Origin of the sequence: Neptunicoccus cionae, assembly GCF_014643735.1 — a bacterium.
In the GTDB taxonomy this organism is placed as follows: domain Bacteria; phylum Pseudomonadota; class Alphaproteobacteria; order Rhodobacterales; family Rhodobacteraceae; genus Amylibacter; species Amylibacter cionae.
On the sequence record NZ_BMKA01000002.1, the window covers coordinates 48,282 to 72,463 of the forward strand.

22 protein-coding genes, 1 tRNA gene and 1 pseudogene are annotated in these 24,182 nt (G+C 56.1%); 12 read left to right on the forward strand and 12 right to left on the reverse strand.

The features are described 5' to 3' along the window. Window positions 1-5: 5 nt before the first annotated feature. Both IEX10_RS05395 and IEX10_RS05400 read right to left on the reverse strand, forming a co-directional pair. Window positions 6-692: a dimethylsulfonioproprionate lyase family protein gene (locus IEX10_RS05395; RefSeq protein WP_188671731.1), complete on the reverse strand. Its 687-nt coding sequence runs from the start codon at window positions 690-692 to the stop codon at window positions 6-8. After that, on the reverse strand, window positions 689-2,293 hold the full coding sequence (locus IEX10_RS05400) for a fatty acid--CoA ligase (RefSeq protein WP_188671733.1): 1,605 nt from the start codon (window positions 2,291-2,293) through the stop codon (window positions 689-691). Before IEX10_RS05400 ends, IEX10_RS05395 begins: the two co-directional genes overlap by 4 nt. 237 nt (window positions 2,294-2,530) lie before the next feature. Here IEX10_RS05400 and IEX10_RS05405 point away from each other — a divergent pair, with 237 nt between their 5' ends. Next, window positions 2,531-3,454: a LysR substrate-binding domain-containing protein gene (locus IEX10_RS05405; RefSeq protein ID WP_188671735.1), complete on the forward strand. Its 924-nt coding sequence runs from the start codon at window positions 2,531-2,533 to the stop codon at window positions 3,452-3,454. Window positions 3,455-3,487: 33 nt separating this feature from the next. Here the strand turns inward: IEX10_RS05405 and IEX10_RS05410 are convergent, their stop codons facing one another. The 7 genes from IEX10_RS05410 to IEX10_RS05440 form a co-directional block, all read right to left on the reverse strand. Further along, window positions 3,488-4,546, reverse strand: coding sequence for a quaternary amine ABC transporter ATP-binding protein (locus IEX10_RS05410; protein ID WP_188671737.1), 1,059 nt, complete (start codon window positions 4,544-4,546; stop codon window positions 3,488-3,490). Between the two features lie 12 nt (window positions 4,547-4,558). Beyond that, a complete protein-coding gene (locus IEX10_RS05415; RefSeq protein WP_188671739.1) occupies window positions 4,559-5,587 on the reverse strand; it encodes an ABC transporter permease in 1,029 nt (342 codons plus the stop codon). A 67-nt stretch (window positions 5,588-5,654) separates the two neighbouring features. Beyond that, entirely contained in the window at window positions 5,655-6,626 is a 972-nt protein-coding gene (locus tag IEX10_RS05420; RefSeq protein WP_188671741.1) for an ABC transporter substrate-binding protein, read from the reverse strand. A gap of 195 nt (window positions 6,627-6,821) precedes the next feature. Then, entirely contained in the window at window positions 6,822-7,019 is a 198-nt protein-coding gene (locus IEX10_RS05425; RefSeq protein ID WP_188671743.1) for a hypothetical protein, read from the reverse strand. Window positions 7,020-7,341: 322 nt separating this feature from the next. Beyond that, entirely contained in the window at window positions 7,342-8,634 is a 1,293-nt protein-coding gene (locus IEX10_RS05430; protein WP_188671745.1) for a type II toxin-antitoxin system HipA family toxin, read from the reverse strand. Continuing rightward, window positions 8,634-8,879 carry a helix-turn-helix domain-containing protein gene (locus IEX10_RS05435; protein WP_025059995.1) on the reverse strand — a complete coding sequence of 82 codons (246 nt, stop codon included), beginning with the start codon at window positions 8,877-8,879 and terminating at the stop codon, window positions 8,634-8,636. The genes IEX10_RS05430 and IEX10_RS05435 overlap by 1 nt, the downstream gene beginning before the upstream one ends. A 97-nt stretch (window positions 8,880-8,976) precedes the next feature. Then, the gene (locus tag IEX10_RS05440; RefSeq protein ID WP_188671746.1) at window positions 8,977-9,840 is read right to left on the reverse strand and encodes a hypothetical protein; all 864 of its coding nucleotides are present in this window, start codon (window positions 9,838-9,840) and stop codon (window positions 8,977-8,979) included. Window positions 9,841-10,356: 516 nt separating this feature from the next. Between IEX10_RS05440 and IEX10_RS05445 the strand changes: the two are divergent. Next, window positions 10,357-11,255 (forward strand): annotated as a pseudogene (locus IEX10_RS05445) (DDE-type integrase/transposase/recombinase); the annotation flags it as partial. 188 nt (window positions 11,256-11,443) lie between these two features. On the opposite strand, the gene hemE reads toward IEX10_RS05445, so the two are convergent. Continuing rightward, window positions 11,444-12,484, reverse strand: a complete 1,041-nt coding sequence (gene hemE, locus IEX10_RS05450; RefSeq protein WP_188671748.1) for a uroporphyrinogen decarboxylase — start codon at window positions 12,482-12,484, stop codon at window positions 11,444-11,446. A gap of 115 nt (window positions 12,485-12,599) precedes the next feature. Here hemE and hemC point away from each other — a divergent pair, with 115 nt between their 5' ends. The 3 genes from hemC (at window position 12,600) to IEX10_RS05465 (ending at window position 14,309) form a co-directional block, all read left to right on the forward strand. Continuing rightward, the gene (hemC, locus tag IEX10_RS05455; RefSeq protein ID WP_188671750.1) at window positions 12,600-13,526 is read left to right on the forward strand and encodes a hydroxymethylbilane synthase; all 927 of its coding nucleotides are present in this window, start codon (window positions 12,600-12,602) and stop codon (window positions 13,524-13,526) included. Between the two features lie 68 nt (window positions 13,527-13,594). Continuing rightward, window positions 13,595-13,680: transfer RNA gene (locus tag IEX10_RS05460), tRNA-Leu, on the forward strand. Between the two features lie 182 nt (window positions 13,681-13,862). Further along, window positions 13,863-14,309 (forward strand): H-type lectin domain-containing protein, encoded by a 447-nt coding sequence (locus tag IEX10_RS05465; RefSeq protein ID WP_188671752.1) that lies wholly within the window; start codon window positions 13,863-13,865, stop codon window positions 14,307-14,309. A gap of 105 nt (window positions 14,310-14,414) precedes the next feature. Here IEX10_RS05465 and IEX10_RS05470 read toward each other — a convergent pair whose 3' ends face one another. After that, the gene (locus IEX10_RS05470; RefSeq protein WP_188671754.1) at window positions 14,415-15,254 is read right to left on the reverse strand and encodes an NAD-dependent epimerase/dehydratase family protein; all 840 of its coding nucleotides are present in this window, start codon (window positions 15,252-15,254) and stop codon (window positions 14,415-14,417) included. A gap of 75 nt (window positions 15,255-15,329) precedes the next feature. Further along, a complete protein-coding gene (locus IEX10_RS05475) occupies window positions 15,330-16,556 on the reverse strand; it encodes an NAD(P)/FAD-dependent oxidoreductase (protein ID WP_188671756.1) in 1,227 nt (408 codons plus the stop codon). Between the two features lie 108 nt (window positions 16,557-16,664). On the opposite strand from IEX10_RS05475, the gene IEX10_RS05480 reads away from it, so the two are divergent. The 7 genes from IEX10_RS05480 (at window position 16,665) to IEX10_RS05510 (ending at window position 24,131) form a co-directional block, all read left to right on the forward strand. Beyond that, window positions 16,665-18,029: a hypothetical protein gene (locus IEX10_RS05480; RefSeq protein ID WP_188671758.1), complete on the forward strand. Its 1,365-nt coding sequence runs from the start codon at window positions 16,665-16,667 to the stop codon at window positions 18,027-18,029. Window positions 18,030-18,109: 80 nt separating this feature from the next. Further along, window positions 18,110-19,393, forward strand: coding sequence for an ABC transporter substrate-binding protein (locus IEX10_RS05485; protein ID WP_188671760.1), 1,284 nt, complete (start codon window positions 18,110-18,112; stop codon window positions 19,391-19,393). Window positions 19,394-19,686: 293 nt separating this feature from the next. Then, window positions 19,687-20,613: a branched-chain amino acid ABC transporter permease gene (locus IEX10_RS05490; RefSeq protein ID WP_188671762.1), complete on the forward strand. Its 927-nt coding sequence runs from the start codon at window positions 19,687-19,689 to the stop codon at window positions 20,611-20,613. Beyond that, the gene (locus IEX10_RS05495; RefSeq protein ID WP_188671764.1) at window positions 20,610-21,554 is read left to right on the forward strand and encodes a branched-chain amino acid ABC transporter permease; all 945 of its coding nucleotides are present in this window, start codon (window positions 20,610-20,612) and stop codon (window positions 21,552-21,554) included. Before IEX10_RS05490 ends, IEX10_RS05495 begins: the two co-directional genes overlap by 4 nt. Next, on the forward strand, window positions 21,551-22,267 hold the full coding sequence (locus tag IEX10_RS05500) for an ABC transporter ATP-binding protein (protein WP_188671766.1): 717 nt from the start codon (window positions 21,551-21,553) through the stop codon (window positions 22,265-22,267). The genes IEX10_RS05495 and IEX10_RS05500 overlap by 4 nt, the downstream gene beginning before the upstream one ends. Then, complete coding sequence (locus tag IEX10_RS05505; RefSeq protein ID WP_188671768.1) at window positions 22,260-22,955, forward strand: ABC transporter ATP-binding protein; 696 nt, start codon at window positions 22,260-22,262, stop codon at window positions 22,953-22,955. The genes IEX10_RS05500 and IEX10_RS05505 overlap by 8 nt, the downstream gene beginning before the upstream one ends. Window positions 22,956-22,967: 12 nt before the next feature. Continuing rightward, the gene (locus tag IEX10_RS05510) at window positions 22,968-24,131 is read left to right on the forward strand and encodes an amidohydrolase family protein (RefSeq protein ID WP_188671778.1); all 1,164 of its coding nucleotides are present in this window, start codon (window positions 22,968-22,970) and stop codon (window positions 24,129-24,131) included. The last annotated feature ends 51 nt before the right edge of the window (window positions 24,132-24,182 follow it).

The window sequence follows — 24,182 nt, forward strand, 5'->3', positions numbered from 1 at the left end:
AAACCTTAATTCGAAAGTTTGGCAAGATCCTGTTCGACTTCTGTCCAGTCGTCGAAATGGATCACGTTGCACGGTGAATTCACGTTCTCGAGCCAGACAAAGACCGAGATGAAAGGCTGGTTATAGACCCGGGTGGCGTGGGGCTCGCCCGCAGCGTTCCAGATAAGTGATCCAGCCGGATAATCCTGCCAGTCACGGGTGCCAAACCGCCAACCAGATTTCTCGGACAGGTTCAGGTACAGCTCTGGCGCGTCGTGGTTGTGGTCCCGATACAACGTCCGTGGACTCAGCATGAAAATGCCAAGGCTGAAATCGGGATGGTGGCGCCCACATGCGTCCGGCCCGATCAGCAGAGTATGTAGGTTACACTTTGTGTATCCCTCGCCTAATTCGGCTCCGGGGGGATAGAATTGGGCGTTGTCTTCGCGCCAGATCAGATCATCTTTGGCGGCTTTCAGACAACGTGCGATTTCCTGCAATTCGGGGGCTGCAATCCCGGCGATGGCGTTCTTCAGAACCTCATCGTGCCGGGTTCCTTGGGGAGGTAAATCAATGAGCCGCTCGTCGGACAGGTCCATGGCTGCCAGCTTGTCCAACGTCAGATCAACGCCGCGTGTGGCAGCTCTGCGCGCTTGCAGATAGGTGACAATGGAATGAATAAGCGCCTGAATACGGCGTTGCTTGTCTGTCATGATTTTAAGTCCGCGCGCGTTGAAATATCTTTCCGCACGAGTTTCTTGTCGAGCTTACCGACGCTGGTCTTAGGTAGGCGGTCGACAAAGATTATCTCGTCTGGAACTGCCCATTTTGAGATCTCGCCTGCGTCAACCCGCGACTGGATTTCTTCCATGACTCTCAAGCGCACAATATCCGGATCGGCATCCTTTGCGGCTTGAGCGACCAACACTGGCCGCTCGCCCCACTTCACGTGCGGCAGCCCGATCGCGGCGACGTCCTCAACGCCGCTACAAGACGATGCTATGTTTTCCAGTGCCAGCGAGGAAATCCATTCGCCGCCGGTCTTGATCACATCCTTGAGGCGGTCAGTAATCTGCAACGACCCATTCTCGCGGATATACCCAACATCCCCGGTATGCAGATACCCACCGTCCCAAAGTTCATCCGAGGCTTGCGCATTATCCAGATAGCCTTGTGTCAACCAGGGAGCCCGAGCAACAACTTCACCGGTTGTTTCACCGTCATGCGGAACGTCTTTCATATCCGGTGTCACAACACGAAGGTCGACAAGCGGGCCGGGAAAGCCGGTTTGCGCCTGCACCTCTGGATCATCGCTGGACAAGTTTGCCACTGTCAGAAATGGACAGGTTTCGGACATCCCATAGGCCGCATGCAAGGATATGCCTGCCGCCGCCGCCCGGTCCTGCAAATTGCGCGGCAAAGCGGCCCCGCCAATGATCACTTTCCATCTGTCCTGGTCAATTTGTGGGCAGCCCGGATGGTCGAGCACCATTGACAGAACCGTGGGCACGCAGTGGGAAAAGGTGACGTTTTCGTCGGCAATCAATCGCAAGATTGTGTCAGGGTCATATCGACCGGGATAGACCTGACGCAGTCCCAGCATCGTTGCGGCATATGGAAATCCCCAGCCGTGGACGTGAAACAAGGGCGTAAGCGGCATGTAGACGTCGCCGCGATGAAATCCGGCATTCCCGGGCCACGCGCCGAAACCAGCGATCAGGCCCAACGTGTGAAGGACCAACTGCCGATGTGAATAGCTCACCCCTTTGGGATTGCCTGTGGTCCCGGTCGTATAAAACAACGTTGCGGTTTGGTTTTCATCGAAGTCCGGGAAGTCAAAGCTGCCTGAGGCCTCGCCTATCCACTCTTCATATCCTTCACCGTCGCCAATCGGCACAATGATGATGTCCCGATCAAAGCCCGGCTTGATATCATCAATGAGTGGCATGAAATCGCGGTGCACGATGATCAGATCCGATTTGCCGTGGTTGATCGTATAAAGAACCTGGGCAGGAGATAGACGGACGTTGATCGTAAAAAGGGACGCGCCCATCATCGGGATCGCGAAAAAACACTCAAGATAACGGTGCGTATCCCAATCCATGACACCGACGCGCATGCCCTCATGTATCCCGCTGGCCTTTAGAGAATTGGCAAGTTGGCGCACGCGTTTGCCCAAGTCCGCGTAGCTCAGTCGCATTTCGGTGCCGCTGACGATCTCTTGGCTGGCTGACGCGAGCTGGGATCCGGCCAGCAAGTGTTTAATCAGCAAAGGATAGCCATATGCATTTGGCGAAGGTGAAAGTGGTGGCATTAAGGTGGAATCCCATAGCATCTTTATCTGCTAATCTGGCATTTCTCACCCAGTCGAAGAATTGAAAGAAATTTCCTTTCATCAAGAAATTCTAACCGATCACATCGCGCCGCGAATTGCGTGCTACCCCCGGACAGGTTATGAAAAAGAGTATCAATACCCTGCTATATTCGCGCCCGTCGTCGGATAATTCTTCTTGAGGGTAAGCAGAGTTGGTTTCATCAAGGAGATGCAGCAATGACCACTCACATGCCCACGCTGGTTTCACTGCGCGCTTTTGAGGCAGTGGCGCGTCACAAGAGCTTCCGAAAGGCCGCTGACGAGATTTGTGTGACGCACGCGGCAGTCAGCCACCAGGTCAAAGCATTGGAAACATCAATCGGCGTTAAACTACTGGAACGCACAAGCCGTTCGGTCGAACTGACACCGGCCGGGGAGCAATATTACCCGCCGGTCCGCGAGCACATTCAGGGCATTATCAAAGCCACACGGCGCATCCAGACACCTGAGGAACCGGACGTGTTGCTCGTTCAGTCCTACGCAAGTTTCAATACAATGTGGCTTCAGCCCAGATTGGCAGACTTTCTTCAGGATAATCCGGACACACGCGTGCGCATCGTCTCTACCTTTGAAGACGGTGATTATGACATGCACCGGTTCGATGTGGGCGTGTTCAATGCACCACCATTTGACAAACGGTTTGACTATAGCCCGTTGTTCGAAACCGATATCTACCCGGTATGTGCTCCGGAGGCCTTGAAAACCGCAAGCGGTGGAATGCCGCTGGAAGAGCTCAGAAATTTCCTGCTGTTGAGTGTCCCAAGCACATGGAATGAGCCGGATGACTGGGACTGTTGGTTGGATGCGGCAGGCTTAGATCGCGAAACCATGAAATTTGGCTCAATCTTCGATAACTACCCTCTTGTCCGCGAAGCCGTTTTGAACAACCACGGAATGAGCATCTCAAGGGCACCGTTTTGCACGCGTGATCTTGAAAGGGGGCGTTTGGTCAGACCGTTCGACATTTCGGTGCCAGAGCCAGGTCGCTGGTATCTGGCGACGCAAAAAGAACGTGTACCCAACCCAAAGCTCGATACGTTTGTGGACTGGCTGTTCGAACAGATCGAGGCCGACCCAACCATGCGGTTCTTCCGGGCTTAATCTGTTGAATTCCAGCTCGGCCATCAGCGCGCGTCAGGACTGACGCGCACCGGCCTTGGATGCGACGCGAGGGACAAGAGCGCGAACCAGTTCGGTCATATCCAGTGTGCCGACCGTCTGCTCCCCATCTTTGACGATATAAGCGTGTGACGTATCCCCGCCGGACCGAGCGATCATGCTTTCGAGCGTGTCGTTCACGTCCACTTCGCCATGGGCATCTGCGGGCACTTTGTCACCCCCAAGTGGGGTCATAACCGAGCGCACCCGCAGAACCCGTGCGCGGTTGATGTCGCTCACGAAGTCTTCGATGTAGGGATCACTCGGGTTCAGCAGGATGTGCTGCGGCTCGCCCTGTTGCACGACAAAGCCGTCCTTCAGGATCACAAGGTGATCGGCCAGCTTCAGCGCCTCATCAAGATCGTGAGTGATGAAAATGATGGTCTTGTGCAGCTCTTTTTGCAACTCGAGCAGCAGGTCCTGCATGTCGGTCCGGATCAGCGGGTCAAGGGCCGAGAACGCCTCGTCCATCAGCATGATCGGTGTGTTTGCACTCAGCGCCCGGGCAATGCCCACCCGCTGCTGCATCCCACCAGACAACTGCGCTGGATAATGGTTCTCAAACCCGCTCAGACCGACGCGGTCCAGCCATTTCGCGGCTTCGCGGTCGCAGGTGGCCTCGTCTTCGCCACGCACCGACAAGGGCATGCCTGCATTCTTCAGCACGGTCTTGTGCGGCAATAACGCGAACTTCTGGAACACCATCGACATCTTTTCCTGTCGAGCATGGCGCAACCCGTCCTCGGACAGTTGCATCACGTCCTCACCCTGCACGATGATCTCGCCCGCAGTGGGTTCGATCAACCGGTTCAGGTGGCGGATCAGAGTAGATTTCCCAGAGCCGGACAGGCCCATGACCACTGTGATTTCCCCCGCCTGCATATCGACGTTGATATTGTTGAGCCCCAACACGTGCCCGTGCTGCGCCAGCAATTCTTCCTTGCCCATGCCTCCTTTGACATGCTGCAACACGTCCTTGTCGCGGGCGCCAAATATTTTATAGAGCCCGGACAGGCGGACCATTGGTTGTGTCATTGAACCGGCTCCTTAATGTTTGACTTGGGTCTTATCGACCCGTGTGAGAGCTGCCTTGGACACGCGGTCAAGGATCACGGCCAGCAGAACAATGCCGATGCCAGCGACGATGCCCACACCCAGTTCAAGGTTTCGGATACCGCGCAACACGTTCACGCCAAGGCCAGGGGCCGAAACAAGAGAGGCGATCACGACCATGGCAAGGCTCATCATGATGGTCTGGTTGATCCCGGCCATGATGTTCGGCAGCGCCAGCGGCAATTGTACTCGCATCAGTTTCTGGCGGTCATTCATGCCAAAGGCATTGGCCGCTTCGATCACGTCCTGATCTACAAGGCGGATGCCCAGATCGGTCAGGCGGATCACCGGGACAATCGCGTAAAGGATGATCGCGATCCCATAAAGTTTCGATTCCGTGACCGAGAACAAGAAGATTAGAGGGATCAGGTACACGAAGGTCGGCAGGGTCTGCAGCAGGTCGAGTAACGGAATCACGCTTTTTTGCAATCGGTCGGATTTCGACATGGCAATACCAATGGGCACACCGAACAGCACCGATATCGTCGTACATACAAAGATGATCGACAGAGTCTGCATCGCCACATCGTAGTGGTCTACGACAGCCAGCAGCATAATCGAGACGGCGACAAAGATCGTCACAGGGCGCGAACGCGAGGCGTACCAGGAAATCGCCACCAGAAGCGGGACCATGATGAACCACGGCATCGCTTCAAACAGCCAAAGTGCGCCATCCAACATCCAGCTCAGTGGTTGTGTGATCGGGTCCAGAACAGTTTTCAGGACCGGTTTGGCTGCCAGAAACCCTTCTTCGATCCCGTTGGTTACATCGCGCGACTGCCATATGCGGTTGCAGCTTTCATGCAGATTATCAAACGAGGGAATTGGCATGAGCGGTCCAGAGGCCTCTTCTCCTCCTGCTTGCGCCGCAAGGTCCGCCAGCGAAAGAGGCGCTTTATCGTCTGACGTGCCACACCATTCGCTCAAACCCAATGCGCTGAATAACTTGTCATAGAAGGCCATTTATCCCACTTTCCGATCTACTTCAGTGCGTTAGGGGCATCGCTGAGGATGCCCCTGTCCGTGCAGTTTACTGCAGCAATGCGGAAAGTTTGTCGCGCGCAGCATCGTTAAGCCACGCCCCCCAAACATCCTTGTAGGTCGTCAGAAAGTGCACAGCACCTTCATCGTAGGAGGCATTGTTATCCTCGACCCATGCCAGCGTTTCGCCCATCTGTGCGTTGGTGAAGGACAGATTTGTCATCAGCTCAGAGATTTCTGCGTTTTCAGCCATGAATTCCTTGGAAAGAACTGTAACCACTTCACTGCGAGGGAAGGCGCTCATTGCTGGCGTGTCGCATTCCGCTGTGATGTTGCAGGCGTGCTTTTCAGGGTCATGGGGGCCCATATCGACCAGGGTCATCGGGTATTTGCCCAGTACCGATGTCGGTGCCCAATAAAAGCCGAACCACGGCTCTTTGTTTTCGTAGGCGGCAGCGATCGAAGCCGCAAGGGTTTCGCCTGATCCATGCACGAAGTTTTCAATGCCTGCATCAATCAACCCGCCTGCCTTCATCAGGTTGGTGCTGACATTCAGACAAGTCCATCCCTCGGGGCAATTGTGAAAGCGATTTCCGACGAGTTCGGGATTGGCTGCGATGCCTTCAATTGTTGCCAGTTCCGGATGCTCCTCCACAAGGTAGTTCGGAACAAAGAACCCTGCGACACCGCCATCTGATAGAACTTCGGTCACAGGAATGATTGCACCTGAGTCAACCAGCCCTTGGTAAGCCGGCGCGCCGTTTGTCCAGATTTCAGTCAGAATATCAGGCTCTCCAGTCTCGGATACGGATGCCAGCGCGGGGTTGCTCGAGAGCGGAACCGTCGTCACTTCGCAACCATAGCCTTGCTCCATCAGGAACTTCGAGACTGCGGTCACAATTTGCGCTGACCCCCAATCGGCCTGCATCAGTGATACTTCACCGCAGTCGTCTGCCTGGGCCGCCGAGGCGGTGATTGCCGCAGCAAATAAGCACCCGAGTCCCGTTGAAATCTTGAACATTTCTTTCCTCCTTGTTATCGGCGAAACAGGGACGGAGAAACGCTCCAAGCCAAAATTCGCCTTGTTTGTAGCGATAATTTGTACCGACAGGCCTATGAGCAAAAAACTGAAAAGAATTTTGAATCATGTACAATTGTTTACAGGTGGAGGGATGACTCCCAACTCAAAACAGCCAGAGCCGCCCTAGCGCTGAGGTCATTCGGTGACTGGGTCGTCATCGCGGCGCGGGAAGGCGACCATTTCGACGTCGGGGAACATGCTGTGTTTGACGTTGATTGAGGTGATGTTGCCGTTGTCGTCGGTGTTGACGAAGAGGACGCCGCAGCGATCCCAGAAGTTCTTGCCGTCTTTTTCGCCGGATTTGACGTTCAGTTTCAGAGTTTGTGTAGCCATCTTTTTGATCCTCACTTTAAGTGTTTCGATGAACATGGCCAAAGTGGGCACCAAGGGACTGTCAGCGAGAAACTTGCCTCGCGAGGAATGCGCTGGCGCAGGGGAATTTTCTTGTTGAAGCGGGGTTTGTCCCGCGTCTGACACGGCTGCCCGCTTATGTGCAGCAATCAGAAACACGGCGTTGAGGATCTGAGTTTGGCCATCAATCTCTTGGCTTTTCCGCCAAAACTGGCCTGGAACGCTGAAATTCCTGTATTGGGCCAGCAGATTGCTCTCAGTTAATATGACCTACCGACCATAAAGCGGAAATATGATCTGCGGATCATACGGCATGAAAGGCAATCGCCCGACGTCGTATGCCAGCAGCAATGGCTTCCGCCAATGGCTGTGGAAACCCATCCGGCAGGTCTGCTAGTGTCTTGTCCAAGGCGGGTTCAAGCTCTGTAGCGACGCCCGACAAGATCTCTTCCGCTAGCGCCACACCAAAACCTGCCGCCTTCGCAGCCTGCAGGAAATGACGCGGCACCACCTCGTTGATCCGGTAGTGTCCGTCGACGGCCATCGCGAGGCGCATCCGGTTCTGGCGAATTTGACCGTCATCCACGGCTTTTTGGGCACTCAGCACATCGTAGAGCGGGGTCATACGGAAACCGCCGGGGCGCAATGCGATGCTGAAATTCTTAGCGTGCCCGTCTGTCGCGCCTAAGAGCCAAAACAGCACCTGCGCACGGAAGAACGCGCGCTGATCTGTTTCAGGGTCATCACTACCATTCAGCAATCCGATCCCTTCGGTGATCCCCGGCCCGCCATCCATTTGGTATTTTTGGCTGGGTGGGACTGTCAGCGCTTGGCATAAGTCTTCTTGCGGGAGGCGGATCAAGCGGCCATCCTTGGTCCAACGCCGATCAAACCGCGTCACGACAAGGCTCCGCACGTCTTCAAAATCGGCAATCTCGACCTCCGCCACATCCATGCCCATGGCGCGGCAGAAGCTCATACAGAAGAACTCGTTCTCGACGCTATCGGACAAATCGATCCCTGCGGGCAGAACACCAAGCTGGGTCTTGAGGATATGGGTTGTTGGGGTGAGCCCTGATGGACGGATCCACGCGCCCTCGTGGCGCAACAGCGCGGTTTTCTCCTGCGCCCCTGCGATGGAAATGCGGAAGTCGTCTTCCTCGTCCAAGCCTAGCGGAGCGCTTGTGAGGTTGCGTAACATATCCGCAATCTGTGCCTCAGATACGGGCTCTCCCTCGAGCGCGGCAAACTCTGGAATCTCACCTAAGACGAATTGCAGGGCCCCCACGCAATCGCGCCCGATTTTCTCCAGCATGTGCCACGCGTCCGTGCCGCCCGCACGCACCCGTGCGGCAACGCGCTCTCGTATCGCCTGATTGTCCGGCAGCAGGTTTTCCAAGTAGGCGATCACAGGGCCGCCCTGGTGTGCCTCTTCACGCAAAGGCAGCGAAAGCGAGATGGGCATGGCATGTTCCCATGCCAACCATTCCGGGTCATAGGTAAAGCTGATCGCGCCTGAACCAGCGAGACGCAAAGCCCCGACCGACCGCCCGTTCAGAAGCACTTGCATCGTGCCGCTACGTCCGTGTTTGGCCATCAGAAGATATCCTCAATCTCAAGCGAGCCACCGCGCTCCACCAATCGGAACTCAAGCCCAAGTGCCGCCATGACAGCGAGCACTGTGGCGAGCTTCGCTCCCGCGTCGCCATTCTCGAGCGACGAAATTGTCGCGACGCGCAAATTCGTACGCGCGCTGATATCGCTTTGGGTCCAGCCGCGCGCTTTGCGCGTCCGGCGGAGTGCCTCTCCGATTTGCTCGGCCGTTCGTGCTGTGAGGTCCATGATGTGGCTCCTTTTACGGCACAGCGTAAATTAAAAAGAATTACGCCGCAACGTAAATATCTACTTTTTACGCCATAGCGTAACAATCGAGCTGCACTCACGCTTGCAGTCCCGCCGCGCGCACCTGCTCAGGCGTCACCAGCTTCGATGCAATTAAGTCCTCGATCTGCCGGTTGGTGATGTGACGACACAAGGGATGGCGCTCGTGGATCCACTCGGTGAGGCTGGCACGACCTTTGGCTTCGGCCTCTCGCGCTTTCTCGCGATCAGCCCGTATCTGGGCGAGCCCTTTTTCCCAACGTCGCATCTTGAACCAGTTGTCGGAGAAACAGACCTTGCTGCGCGTGTAGCCCTCGCTTTCCTTGGCATAGGCATTGATCGCTTGCTTCAGGTCATCCGGCTCTACCCCTGCCTTCAAGGCCGCTGCGATCAGGCGCAGACTGGTTCGCCGGTCTCGGATCCTGTCCTCGGGATAGGCCGCCAAGATCTTCTCAGCTTCAGAGTCTTCAACCTCCTCCGCCGCCTCGCGCCTGCACGTAGGTGGTTTATGGATGGTTTTAGGATGGTTTGGGGTCCACCGTGAACCCCGTACCCCGTTCACCGTGGACCCCGTACCGGGTTCAGGCTGGACGGGGTTCACAGTGACCCCCGTCTGAATGTCGGGCTCAGCCGTGGGTTCGAGCGCGGCCACGCGTTCCAAAACGATCCGGTAAATGACGGTGTAGCCGTTCTTGCACTGCCGCCGCCCTGTCTCGATCAGAATGCCTTCGCGCAGGAAGTCGATGATGGTGCGCTTGACGGTGCTCTCGCTGAGCTCTGTGTGGCGCTGGATGGTCCCCTTGGAGCACCAGATGCCCGAGCCGTCATCGCTCGCTTTATCGGCTAGGAACATGATGATCTGCTTGCGCGCGGCGCTGCCAAAGCGACGCTCTGCGCATTCGTTTGCGATACGCCAGCTCATTGGACCACCTCACCGGTCAGAAGTCGCGAAAAAGCCGACTGAGCGTTTGCGGAGCGGCAGTGGCCCGTGCTAATGTCTTTCGAAAGCTGACAGGCTTTTTCTATTTGGCCCCGGTTCACAGTTGCCGCTGTGACGGGGCCTTTTCCGTTTTGAACCGGCGAACTTGGCTTTGAAACTTTCGCTTTTTGTTCACCTTTTGTCAGGGGGCATTTTGCACCCCTAAGCCGTTGTTTTTGCTTTATCTCTTTCTGGATTGCAAATCCGTGTACACCGGTTCGATTCCGGTACTCGCCTCCATTTGTTTTCAGTGGCTTAGCGGATTTCTTGCGAGCACGAAACTCAAGGTCTAAACATTCTGTATTTGTTCTGTTCGCTTTTGCTGCGCTTGAATCGCTCTGATCTTTTGGCGAACCTTATTGGTGTAGTGCTGCACCATTGCCGGACTTTGGCCTGTAACAGAATAGCCCCTAGTATTGTAGGCGCTTTCTTCCCTAATTTTGAGGCAAGGAGGCCGTTATGGGGAAGCCAAAATTCAGTGGAGATTTCAAGCGCGATGCAGTTCATCAGATTGCAGTTCGGTGGTGCGCAGTTCGTGAGGTTTCAGAGCGGTCAGGCGTCAGCATTTACTCGCTCTACAAATGGATGAAGTTGTATACGAAAGCCGCGTCGCAGGCATCATCTGTCGACCATGAAGCTGAGATCGGCGGGCTCAAGCATGAACTGGCGCGGATGACGGAGGAGCGCGATATTTAAAAAAAAGGCAGCCGCGCACTGACCGACAGGGAAATATGTAGCAATCCCCGAGAGATTACTTCGCCAAGAATGTAAACCTCTCACGCTTGTAAACATGCAGTGCCGGACAACGAATGAAGTACGCGTTCGTTGCCGAGCATCGCTCCATCTTTTTGGTGCGCCGGATGTGTTGTTGCCTCAACATTCACCCCAGCGGGTTCTAGGCATGGTTTAAGAATAAGTTAAGTCACAGTGCGCGTGAGGATGCCCGTCAGACAAAGCTCCCCAAGGATGCATGGAAAGACAACGACAAGGTCTATGGGTAGACATTGGCCGGTAGGTGATTGTATGCAATCACTGCTAGGCGCAAGCTGCATAATGATCTGATGGAATTGGGCGTGACCAGTTGCCCAAACTGGGTCGCAAGGCTGGCCCGTTTGGCAGGGATCCGCGCTGGGATCGGCAATACGTTGGATCGGCAGTTTGATATCGCTGAGCCGGATACGGTTTGGATCTCAGATATTACCTACATTAAAACCTACGAGGGCTTCGTGTACTTAGCTGTGGTTATCGATCTCTATTCGCGCAAGTTGATCGGTTAGGCGACACAATCACGCCAACTAACCGACCTTGTACTCCAGGCCTTGCTCACGGCCGTTTGGTGGCGAAAGCCAAAGCGCAAACATGCGAGAAACGACTTGCTGTCGCCCATCGGCTTCGAGAGCAGACAGCAAAACATAAACTAAGAAGGTGTCTAGTAAACTAGGGACACCTCAAACATGCAGGCTTTGCCCTGCCCTGCAGAAGTTCTGCCTTTTGTAGGGCAGCGCCTGCCGAACGATTAGGCGACCGGCAGGGAAATTTGCTGGATTTAGCCTTCGCGTACCGCGTCGATCATACGTTTCACATTGTCAGGGTCCGCATCCGGCGTAATCCCGTGGCCGAGGTTGAAGATATGAGGACCACCAGAAAAGGCTTTGACGATGCGTTTGGTTTCGGACACCAGACGTGGACCGCCTTCAACCAGCAAGGTCTGGTCCAGATTGCCCTGAACGCAAACAAATGGTTGCAGGTTTTCAACCGCCCAAGCCGCGTCCATCTCGCCGCCGATGGCCAAACCGTCCACTTCGGTGTGTTTGGCATAGGCGGCATAACCGTCCGGCGCTGCCCCGCGCGGGAAGCCGATGATGGCCAGATCAGGCCAGCGTTCGCGCAGGCGGGACACAATTTTGGCGGTGGGGCGGATGCAGTATTTCGCATAGGACAACCCGTCGAGCGATCCGGCCCAGCTGTCAAACAGCTTAACCACCTCGGCACCGGCCTCCACCTGTTTGGACAGGTATTGGATCGTGGCTTCGGTGATCAGATCAATCAGCTTTTCAAACAGCGCCGTGTTCTCTTTCATCAGCGCATGGGCTGGCCCCTGATCAGGCGTGCCCTGCCCCGCAATCATGTAGGTCGCCACGGTCCAGGGCGAACCGGCAAAACCGATCAGCGGCACATCTGCTGGCAGGCTTTCGCGAAGGTTGCGGATGGTTTGATAGATCGGGGACAGGGTCTCGTGAATGTCCTTTGCCGATCCCAGCTTGGCGAAATCCGCCGGTGTAGTAACGGTAGACAACCGTGGTCCCTCGCCCGTGACAAACCACAAATCTGCCCCCAGCGCCTGTGGCACCAGCAGGATATCAGCAAACAGGATCGCCGCATCAAAACCGAAACGGCGGATCGGTTGTAGGGTCACTTCGGTGGCAAGATCAGGGTTGTAGCACAGCGATAGAAAGTCCCCTGCCTGCGCGCGCGTGGCCTTATATTCGGGCAGATACCGCCCTGCCTGACGCATCATCCAGATCGGGGGCACCGGCAGGGTTTCCCCGCGCAGTGCACGCAGCAACAACTTGTCTTCTGTTTTCATCGCGCAGCCTTTCGTGCAAACTTGCCCCGCTATATCCCGCCCCTGCCCGTTGGGGAACCCGTCCGCGACATTTTCCCGTTTGCTTATGGGGGATCGCGGCCTTAAACCGCAACCTATGACCTATTCTTCTGATACCCCGATGAACATTGGCACCCGAGGCTCTCCTCTGGCGCTGGCACAGGCCTATGAAACCCGCGACCGTCTTATGGCCGCGCTGAACCTGCCTGAAACCGCCTTTAAGGTCCACACGATCAAGACCACTGGCGACCGCGTTCAGGACCGCCCCTTAAGCGAGATCGGCGGCAAGGGCCTGTTTACCAAAGAAATCGAAGAAGCGATGTTAAGCGGCGCCATCGACATCGCCGTGCATTCCATGAAGGACATGCCTGTCGATCTGCCAGACGGTCTGGTGATTGATTGCATCCTGCCCCGCGAAGACGTGCGCGACGGTTTTTTGTCGCCCAGCGTGACCGGCATCGCAGAATTGCCCCAAGGGGCTGTCGTGGGAACCTCTTCCCTGCGGCGGCGCGCGCAGTTGCAACACCGCCGCCCTGACCTGCAAGTGGTTGAATTCCGTGGGAATGTGCAGACCCGACTGCGCAAACTGTCCGAAGGTGTGGCACAGGCGACCTTTCTGGCGATGGCTGGATTGAAACGTCTTGATATGCCCGCCGATACAGCCACTCCGATTTCGCCCGACGATATGCTGCCCGCAATCGCACAAGGCGCCATTGGGATCGAACGGCGCAAGGGCGACGAGGCTGCGGCCGCTGCTCTGGCCCTGATCAATGACACTGACACGCAAACCCGACTGTTCGCCGAACGCGCCCTGTTGCGTGGGCTCGACGGGTCCTGTCAAACACCGATTGCGGGTCTTGCCCTGCTCGACGGCGACCGGATTAAACTGCGAGGCGAAGTGCTGCGCCCCGATGGCAGCGAAAGCCTAACAGACACCCAATCCGGTGCACGCTCTGACGCCGCGGAGATAGGGGCCGAGATGGCCGCCCGCCTGCGTCCTCGCATGGGAAGCAACTTTTTCTGAAAACCGCGCATGGAGACGCTTTACAATCGCGGCCCAAACCGCAATTGTGCGCCTCCAGTCAGCCGGTTGCGGGCGTGATGGAATGGTAGACATAACAGACTTAAAATCTGTGGGCCTTTGTGCCGTGGGGGTTCGAGTCCCCCCGCCCGCACCACTATTATCCTTTTAAAGTTAACCACTTGGCCAGGCATCGCTGCGATTTAGTTCAAATTGTGGGCGCTTTAGCTTGGTGCGGACGGCATCGGTAAACCTTTGTTAGCACTCTGTCGCTTACTCTGGTTGCAATCAACGTGGGCCAATGCACCCGCATACACATTGATATGGGCGAACAGGGCGATGCTTCTTGATCGCGACCAAACAGCAGAGCTGCCTTCACCTGTTGGCCCGTCTGTTCGACCTAACCACAATACCATTCGTGAGCCGGCGCCGCCAAATGGAACAGGCCGTCCCAGCGGACAGACGGTCCTGCAACTGCCTGCGGGAATGATCCTCGCCTCGGGGGAGCAGGAGCTGTTCAATCACGTAAATCCGAACGATTTCATGTGGACGGGTCATGGCGCGCGGTCGGTTTCCAGAATGATCGTGTTCCAGCGCCCCTTTCGCGACAAGCCCGATGTCACCTACGGTCTTAGTAGTTTTGACTGCTCTAAGGCCCAAAATCTGCGCTATCGGGTAGATGTGGGCAGGACCGGACAGCAAGGGTTTCGCATCACACTTCACATATGGGGGGACACAAAAATTGCCCGCTGCACAATCCGCTGGCAGGCGATAGGCGTCGGTTAATATTGCGGTGGAATTGCACTGTCTAAATCCAACCGATGCACACAGGGCGGCACCAACGATGCCGCCCCGCTGTTCTGGTACCGGTTCGATAAACGACCCTTAGCCTCAGGTGATCTTTTTATCGTCCACAATGTCCATAGTGGCCAAACCGCTCTGCCCCAGTTCGACAGAGGCAAACGGACCGCCCAAGCGGGAATGCCCCGGATCGGTCGGGTCCATTGGCTGTGCATCTTTCAGGATTTCTTCTGCAAACACCTCTGCATTGTCCTTCGGCTTATACCCCAAATGCCGCGCTTTGGTGTTGTCCACTGGCGCACGGTCATTGTTGGAAACGCCGTAAATCACGCTCCACTCCACAACGGGCGTCTCAATAGCACGGGTCACAAGCTGGATCAGATCATCATAAGACAGCCAAGTGCCCAAGGCCCGCGCACCAGTTACCTGCGCCGCCGAAAGAATGCGCAGATGGACAGACTCCATCTGGCGTTTTTCCCAATACATCCGGCCCAGATCCTCGGTAAAACACTTTGCCAGACCATAGAACGTATCAGGGCGATGGGGCGCATCAACGCCAATATTATCACGGGAAGGATGCATCCCAACCGCATGGATCGAACTTGCATAAACGATGCGGCGCACCCCATGCCGATAGCCAGCCTCCCACACATTGTAGGAGCCAACAAAATTCGGACCCCAAATGTCCTCGAACGGGACTTCATCCACGATTGCGCCGAAATGGATCACCATATCGGCCCCTTCCATCAGCGACTCGACCTCGTCAAATTTGGAGATATCCGCCTGCACAAACCGTTCGTTCGCGTATAAATTACCAACGCCTTCGGCAATATCCGTAGACACCAGCTCTTCGCACATCTTTGACAGCGGCTCCCGCAGATATGACCCAAGCCGACCCGCGGCACCTGTTAAAACCAGTTTTTTCAGCATGTTATCCTCTTTATTCTCATTCACAATTTCGGTTCAGCCGCCACAACAATCACAATGTGTCGTGGCATCAGCGGATTAGATCACCGCTTTTTCGTCAAAACTCTCGTTATTTTCAATACGGTCAAATCCGAAAGACGCAAGATCAAGCGAACGGTATTCGCTATACGTAATCAATTCGGCCACGCCCCGCCCGAGCGCTGGGGATTGTTGCAGCCCGTGGCCCGAAAATCCATTGGCAAATATGAAATTCCCGACGCGGGGATGCCGCCCGATCACCGCATTCTGGTCAAACGTATTATAGGCGTAATGGCCGACCCAACTGTTTACCAGTTTGATCGCCTCAAATTGGGGAACACGGTTGGCAATGGCGGGCCAGACCTTGTTTTCCCACAAAGAATGATCCGCGATAAAATCGTCCGGCAACACGGCAACGTCGTCTTCCGGCTCTGGTGGGCTGCCCGCCATATAGTATTGCCCATCGCTGCGAAAATGCACGCCACTCGGGTCGATTGTCAGGGGCAGATCGCAGTCAAGGGGGTGTTCTGCCGCGAAAATATAGGTGTATCGTTTGCGCGGTTCGACCGGAATATCAATGCCCGCCATCGCCGCCGTTTGCGCTGCACGCGGGCCAGAGGCATTCACAACCACACCACAGGTCAGCACCTCTCCCGACTTTAGGGTCACGGTTTCCACGCGGTCCCCTGCGGCAGAACAGCCCAGCGCGACCACCTCGTTTTCGATGTATTCAACGCCCCTCTCGCGGCCAGATTTCTTCCACCAGTCAAACAATGTGCCGCCGTCGAAATAGCCTTCATTCAGTGTATTGTGGTTTGCCGCCAGAATATCATCGAGCTGGTAAAACGGATATTGTGCCGCCAGCTCTGCCGCAGACATGTGCCGTGTTCCCGCACCTTCAGACACCTGAAGCCGTTGAACGGTTTCTAGAGTCTGCGCAAATTCGGGCGTATCAGCGAGGTAGAGGTACCCGAAATTTTGCAACACCAGATCGGGCACCCGCTCATCATTCCCCATGAAATCTTTGAAGTTATTGACAAATTCAGCCCCGAACTGGGAAATATGAATGTTGATTGGGCGGCTGAACTGCTGACGGATGCAACTGTTGGTGTGAACCGTCGAACAAAGCGCGTAACTTGCGTCCCGTTCCACAACCAGAATACGCCCGTCAAATCCTGACATCTCTGTCAGCCACCAAGAAATAGAAGCGCCGTAGATCGCGCCCCCCACGATGACCACGTCGTAAGAGTCATATTTTGGTGTATTCGGATAGATGCCCGCAGCCATAACAGTTCCCTTCCCTGTTCTGATAGCAAAGGCGTAGCTTGGGGCAGGCAACGACACAAGCCCAGACTATAGCTGTTCAAACCCGAAATAGTTTTCTAACGTCCCCTCATGAACAAGACCTGGCTGTCATTTGTCCTTTTTCTGGCGCCCGCCGCCGCCTTTGCCCATGCAGGCCAGCAAGGTCTGGTGCTGCTGTTGCCCACTGAAATATATATTGTTTCCGGTGGCTTGGTTGTCGCCGCGACAGTGGCACTGGCGGCTCTGATGGATCATGACAGCCTTCATCGCCTGTTTTGTCCCCGGACCCTGCTTGCCCTGCCCGCCCCTTGGACTGTCGGCCCTAGCCTTATCTCTACGCTGGTCTTTTTCGGGCTGGTTTGGCTGGGATTGTTTGGCCCCTATGACCCGTTGGGCAATCTGATGACGCTGGGACTCTGGACCGTGCTTTGGATCGGGGTGGTGATCCTATGCGGCCTGTTTGGCAATATTTGGGCGTGGCTTAATCCGTGGAGCGGGCTGTTCCGTCTGCTTTCCGGCCCCGATCCATCGCCGCCGTTAACCTTGCCGGATCGGGTCGGGTGCTGGCCTGCGGTCGTCTTGCTTTTGATGTTCAACGGCTTTGGAATTGCCAGTGCGAACGCCACCGACCCGCGCGTTCTGGCGATTCTTGCCAGCCTTTACTGGATGTTCACCTTTGTAATGATGATGCTGTTTGGCGCGCAAAACTGGTTGCGACGGGGGGAGTTTCTGAGCGTCTTTATCGGGCTTGTTGCCAGAATATCACCGTTCAAACGGGGCGTTTCTCTCCGGCTCGGCCTCCCTGCCTGGCGCATTGCAGAGGCAACACCACCGAGCCTGTCGCGTGCGATTTTCGCGCTGGTTCTGCTTGGCACCGGTACCTTTGACGGGCTGAACGAAACCTTTTTCTGGCTGGTCCAGCTTGGCATCAATCCGCTGGAATTTCCGGGCCGTTCCGCGATTGTGCCCCAAACCCTCGCCGGTCTTTTCCTGACCAATATCGGACTGTGCCTGCTGTTTTTTCTCTGCGTGTGGAGCACGGCGCCAGCGCAGAGAACCGGCATTCTGTTTCGAAGACAGGCGTTAACCATACTGCCCATCGCGCTGGCGTATCACTTTGCCCACTTCCTGCCAGCCATTCTGGTGAACGGTCAAAACTCACTTGTCGCGTTGTCCAATCCACTGGGGAATGGCGCGGATTATCTGAACCTCGGCCCGTTTTTTGTAACCACCGGTTTTTTTAATACCACGGCCACTGTGCGGGCGATTTTCCTTTCCCAAGCAGGGGCGATCGTGGTCGGCCATGTGCTGGCTATTCTGCTGTCCCATCGAATCGCAAGCGACTATTTCAAAAGCCGTAGCGCCATTTTGATAAGCCAGCTTCCCCTATCCGCCTTCATGATCGGCTACACGATTCTGGGGCTGTGGCTGCTTGCAACCGCTAAGGGGGCGTAAAAAAAATGTAGACAAATTGTTAGTGTACATACAGACTTGATAAAAAAACCAACCCACCAACAGACGACTCGGAGGTTCCAATGAGTAAATTGATTAAGCCTACCCCTACGTTGACGCGCCGCACCCTGCTTGGAACAGCAGCCGCAGCCGCCGCGACCCCGCTGCTGGGCCGCTATGCCCAAGCACAAAGTTCAGAGCCTATTCGCATCGGTTTTCAGGTTCACCGCACCGGCATCGGTGCCTCCTATGGGCGCTGGTATGACCGCACCACCACCGCAGCGGTTAAGCGGATTAATGATATGGGCGGAATCAATGGCCGCCCTGTAGAGATTGTTGCCGAGGACGATGGCACCGATCCGAAACGCGGTGCCGAAGTGGTCGAAAAATTCGCAACCCAGCACAATTGCGATATCGGATTTGGTACGCTGTTTTCCCACGTTGTTTACGGTTCTGCCCCCCGTGCTGGCGAATTAAAACTGCCATATTTTGTGGTGTCCGAAGGGCATCACGTTGCATCGGGTGCATTGAACCGCTGGACCATGCAGCCTGGTATCACGGATGTGAAATCGCAGGTGCAGGCAATGGCGCCTTTTGTTGCAAACAATCTGGGTAAAAAGGTTACGATGATCTATCCCGACTTTGCGTTCGGGCATGACCACCGTGATTATTTCTCCGAAGCGATTGAAAAACAGGGTGGCGAGGTTGTCGCCAAGATCGCCATTCCGCCGAGCGAGACCTCATTCACCAAATATTTCCCTAAGATTCCGCGGGACACCGAAGTGATCTACCACGTCATGATCGGCCCTGCCGTTCTGACTTTTGTTAAGGAAATGGGCGAATTCTTTGGCCCGTCCAAGCCGGAAATCTTCGGCTTCCTCGACAGTCTGGAGGCGGTGGACATCAACTCCCCCGGTCTGGAATTCTTGGAAGGTACCTATTTCTGGGAGGGCAACCCCCGTTATGCGCAGGCGGACCAGTCGAGCCACGACAAGATGTACCGCGAGGCTGTGGGCGTGGATGAAAACGGGGCTTCCGTCTCCGACGCTAAAGATGTGTCCACATATTCCCATATGTTTGGGTGTTGGGAGACACTGAACATCATCAAGCGCGGCATGGAGGCTGCTGATTACAAAGGCACCGACGACCGCTCCAATTTAATAGAGGCGATCGAGGAAATGTCGGATATGCCGCTTTCGGATGATCATCCCCAAGGTGCGAAACGTTTCAACGGCAAGACCCACCAGACCTTCGGGCATCAGTATATTTCCAAGGTAGACAGTGGCAAACTGGTGCTGGCGCATACCTCATCAATTGAGGACACGCTGTACGAAGATGAAGTGGATTACACCACACAAAGCTTCTGATCCATCAGAACAGTTGCAACTGGAGAGCCACCCCGCACATACACACCGGGTGGCCCCCCAAGGCGGAACCGCCACATAACCGCTCAGTGGCGCGCCTTTACACTTGCAAACAGGACGGGGCATCTGCTGTGCCGTCCTTATCCAAAGACGATCACCGCTTGTGCTGAAAGCCTCTAATGCCCCCAGATCCATACACTATTGATACAATCCGCCGGTTCCAGAATCTGTGCGATAGCGCACTGTTTCGCCAAACTGTTGCCGCCGCCGCAATTTCACGCGCAGGGATATAGCCGATGGAATTTGGACCCCACCTTCTTCTCGCCTCGCTTGAGGGCGCAACCACTGCCGCCGTGCTGGCGCTTACAGCCATGGGGCTGAGCATCGTCTTTGGGGTGATGCGCGTGGTGAACGTCGCGCACGGCGAATTTTACATGCTTGGTGCGGTGCTGGCGTGGTTCATCGCTACCAGTGTTGGCACACACCCCGCACTCGGCTTTGTTGCGGCGTTGCTGATTGCGCCGCTGCTGGTGGGGTTCCTTGCGGCCGGGGTGGACAGGCTGATCCTGCGCCACATTAACTATGATCCCGAGCGCACTATCGTTGCTACAATCGGTACGCTTTACATACTGCAACAAACCACACTGATGACCTTCGGGCCGGATGCCCGCCCTGTGGAGCCGCCGTTCAATTCTCGCATCGCACTGCCGTGGTTTGAATGGGGTGAGAACGGCTTTGAATTCTATTTCCCTTGGGGGTTGTCCACCACATCCTACAAACTGTTCGTGATTGCGGCTGCCGTGGTGATCCTGATCACCCTCTGGTTGGCCATTACCCGCACCAAGGCGGGGCTGATCATGCGGGCGACGCAACAGGACAGCGATATGGCCCAAGCCTTTGGTATCCCCGTAAAAACCGTCTACTCGGTGGTGTTCGGGCTGGGCGCAGGGCTGGCCGCCATCGGGGCGGTTCTGGTGGTGCCGATCCAACAGGCCTATTACCTGATGGGACACGATCCGCTGCTGTTGTCCTTTATTGTCGTAATCATCGGCGGGCTCGGGTCCCTGCCCGGCACGATCATTGCGGCCATCCTGATTGGCATTTCGGACGGTATCATTTCAGTGTTCTTCACGCCGACGCTGGCGAAGATTTTTGCCACTCTGGTGGTGGCAATGGTACTGGTGTTCCGGCCGACCGGATTGCTTGGAAAGTCAACATCATGAACGAGACAAGCAAATCTCACAGCCTGCATCTGGGGCTGATTGCCGTGCTGGCGCTGAGCTATTTTGTGCTGCCCGCCTATCATTCCGGCAATCTGGCCAGTGTTATGGTCATTGCGATTTATGCGATGGGCTATAACCTGCTGTTTGGCTACACGGGGCTATTGTCCCTTGGCCATGCGCTGTTCTTTTCCGCCGGACTTTATGGTTTGGGGCTGGTGATGCATCTGGCGAACTGGACGCCGCTGCCAGCCTTTGCCGCCGGACTGATTGCCGCCCTTGTGGTCTCTGCCGTGATCGGGTTTCTGATCCTGCGCACCACTGGCGTTGCTTTTATGATCGTGACGCTGATGTTCGCGCAGGCGGGCTATCTGACGATCCTCTACTTTGGCAAATACACCCGCGGCGATGAGGGTTTTGCCCTGAAACAAGCCAGCCGCCAGATCGCAGGCTATGATCTGACCGATCCGGGCGTGCGCTACTTCTGCGCGTTACTGCTGTTTTCTGTCACCCTGCTGGGGCTTGCCTATATCATTCGCGCCCCTTTCGGGCGCACCCTGATCGCCATCCGCGAAAACGAGGAACGGGCGCGGATGCTCGGTTATAACGTCACCGCGATAAAGCTGAAGGCGGTGATCCTGTCCGGCGTGGTGTCAGGTGCATCGGGCGCTACGTATGCGTTGCTGTTTGGCTATGCGGGGGCGACCTTTGCCACCGTGCAGTATTCCATTTTCCCATTGCTTTGGGTGCTGGTCGGGGGCGCGGGCACCACGGTCGGCCCCTTCATCGGCGCGTTGTTCATGTTCTATCTGATCGACTACGCCTCTGGCAAAACCGAAGCCTACCTGCTGGTGGTCGGTGTTACGCTGGTTCTGGTCACGCTGTTCCTGCCCCATGGCATTGTGGGCACCATACGAACCCGATTTTTAAGGTGGCTGCCATGATCCTGACAACACGCGGACTGACCAAAGCTTATGCGGGCGTGAAGGCTAATACCGATGTGGACTTCGATCTGCCAGCGGGCCAGACCCGCGCCATTATCGGGCCGAACGGTGCAGGAAAATCTACATTTGTCGGCATGATCTGCGGGCGCATTCCGGCCACCCGTGGCACGGTCAGCTTTGACGGGCAGGATGTCACCGCCCTGCCTGCCCACAAGCGGATCGAACGGGGCATGGCCTATACGTTTCAGATCACCTCGGTGTTTCCGGGGCTTCCGGTACGCGAGAACATTGCTCTGGCGGCGCGGCGGGGGCTTGGGCGGAACAAGGCTGCGGTACGTGCCAAAACGGACGAGGTTCTAACCCGTCTCAGCATCAGCGATCGCGCCGACCAGATGGCCGGGGATCTGTCCTATGGCCACCAACGCATTCTTGAAATCGGCATGGGTCTGGCGCAGGAACCGCGTCTGTTCATTCTCGATGAGCCCACCCAAGGGCTGGCGGAATCCGAGGTGGAGGATTTCAACGCACTGATCAAATCGTTGGATGCAGAGACCACGATCCTGTTAATCGAACACAATATGAATGTGGTGATGGAAGTGGCGGAATATATCACCGTTCTGGATCAGGGGATGGTGCTGGCCAATGGCACGCCGCAGGAAATCCGCGCCAATGCCGCCGTGCAAGAAGCCTATCTGGGGAGCGGTCATGCTTGAACTTTCACATATCCAGTCCGGCTATGGCCGCGTGCAGGTGCTGTTTGATGTATCGCTAAGCGCCAAAGCGGGGGAAATCACCTGCATCATGGGGCGCAACGGGGCCGGCAAAACCACGACGTTGAAAGCGATTATGGGGATGCTGCCGCTGTCGGGCGGATCGGTCACGCTGGACGGCGTAAATCTGGCTGCGCTGCCCCCCCATGACGTGCCAAAATCCGGCATCGCCTATGTTCCGCAAGGACGGCGGCTGTTCTCCGAACTGACCGTAGCGCAAAATCTGGAGGTGGGATTGCTCCACACCAAGGACAAAGCCGCCACGCGCGAGGAAGTGCTGGACCTGTTCCCACGCCTGCGCGAGCGGTTGAAACAACAGGCGGATACCCTTTCAGGGGGCGAACAGCAGATGCTGGCGATGGGGCGCGCACTGTGCTTGCGCCCCAAGGTCCTGCTGCTGGATGAACCCACCGAGGGGCTGCAACCCTCTATGATCGACCTGATCCGCGATGTCGTATTGCAGATGAAATCCCGCAATCTGGCGGTTGTGCTGGTGGAACAGCGCATCGATGCCGTTCTGAACATCGCCGATCAGGTGGTGTTTGTGGAAAACGGCCGTTCGCTGGAAACCACAGACACCGGCGCGCTGCGTGAAAACCCCGAAAAATTGCACCATTACCTAGGCGTATAGAGGAGAGACCCTATGGAAAAGACAGTGATCAAGAACATCGGATTATTGCTCTCCGGTCGGATCGAAGAGCCGATTCTGGACGCGGATTGCATCATTGCAATTGACGGCAAGATTAGCGAAATTGGGCGCGGCGCCGAGATGGACATAGATCAGGCGGACACGATGGTGGATGCCAATGGCGTCACACTCGCCCCCGGATTGATTGACAGCCACATCCACCCCGTTGTCGGGGATTACACCCCGCGCCAGCAGCAGTTGCACTGGATTGACAGCACGCTGCACGGCGGTGTGACCACGCTGATTTCGGCGGGCGAAGTGCATATGCCGGGCCGTCCCAAGGATATTGTCGGATTGAAAGCAATGGCGATTGCCGCCCAGCGCTGGTACGAAAATTTCCGCCCCTCCGGTATGAAAGTCCACGCCGGTGCGCCGGTGATCGAACATGGGATGGTGGAGGAAGATTTCAAAGAACTCGCCAATGCGGGTGTCAAACTGCTCGGCGAAGTGGGACTTGGCACCGTGAAGGATGGCAAGACCGCGCAGCAGATGGTCAGCTGGGCGCGCAAATACGGGATACAATCGACGATCCACACCGGCGGGCCGTCTATTCCGGGGTCTGGTCTGATTGACGCAGATATGGTGCTGGAGACCGGTACGGATGTTGTCGGTCACATCAATGGCGGGCATTCGGCCCTGCCCGATGACCAGATCATCTGCCTGTGTGAAAACTGTACGGCGGCGCTGGAAATAGTACATAACGGGAATGAACGGGCGGCCCTGCTGACGCTGAACACCGCGCGGGAGTTGGGCAAACTGGATCAGGTGATCCTTGGCACGGACGGACCCGCAGGATCGGGTGTGCAACCCCTTGGTATCATGCGGATGGTGGCGATGTTGTCCTCCCTTGGGAATGTTAAGGCCGAAACCGCGTTTTGTTTTGCCAATGGCAATACGGGGCGGCGGCGGGAGCTGGACACGGGACTGATTGAGGTGGGCAAAGCGGCTGATTTCGTGTTGATGGATCAGGCCCAACATGCGCCGGGCAAAAACATTCTGGAAAGCATCGAACTGGGTAATCTGCCCGGTGTCGGGATGACGATCATTGACGGGAAGGTGACGTCGGGGCGATCCCGCAACACGCCGCCCGCGAACCGTTTGCCCGAGGTTGTGGGGTAGAGGTTGGCATCGGGCCGGGGTCTCCTGGGATTACTCCGGCTTGATCACCCT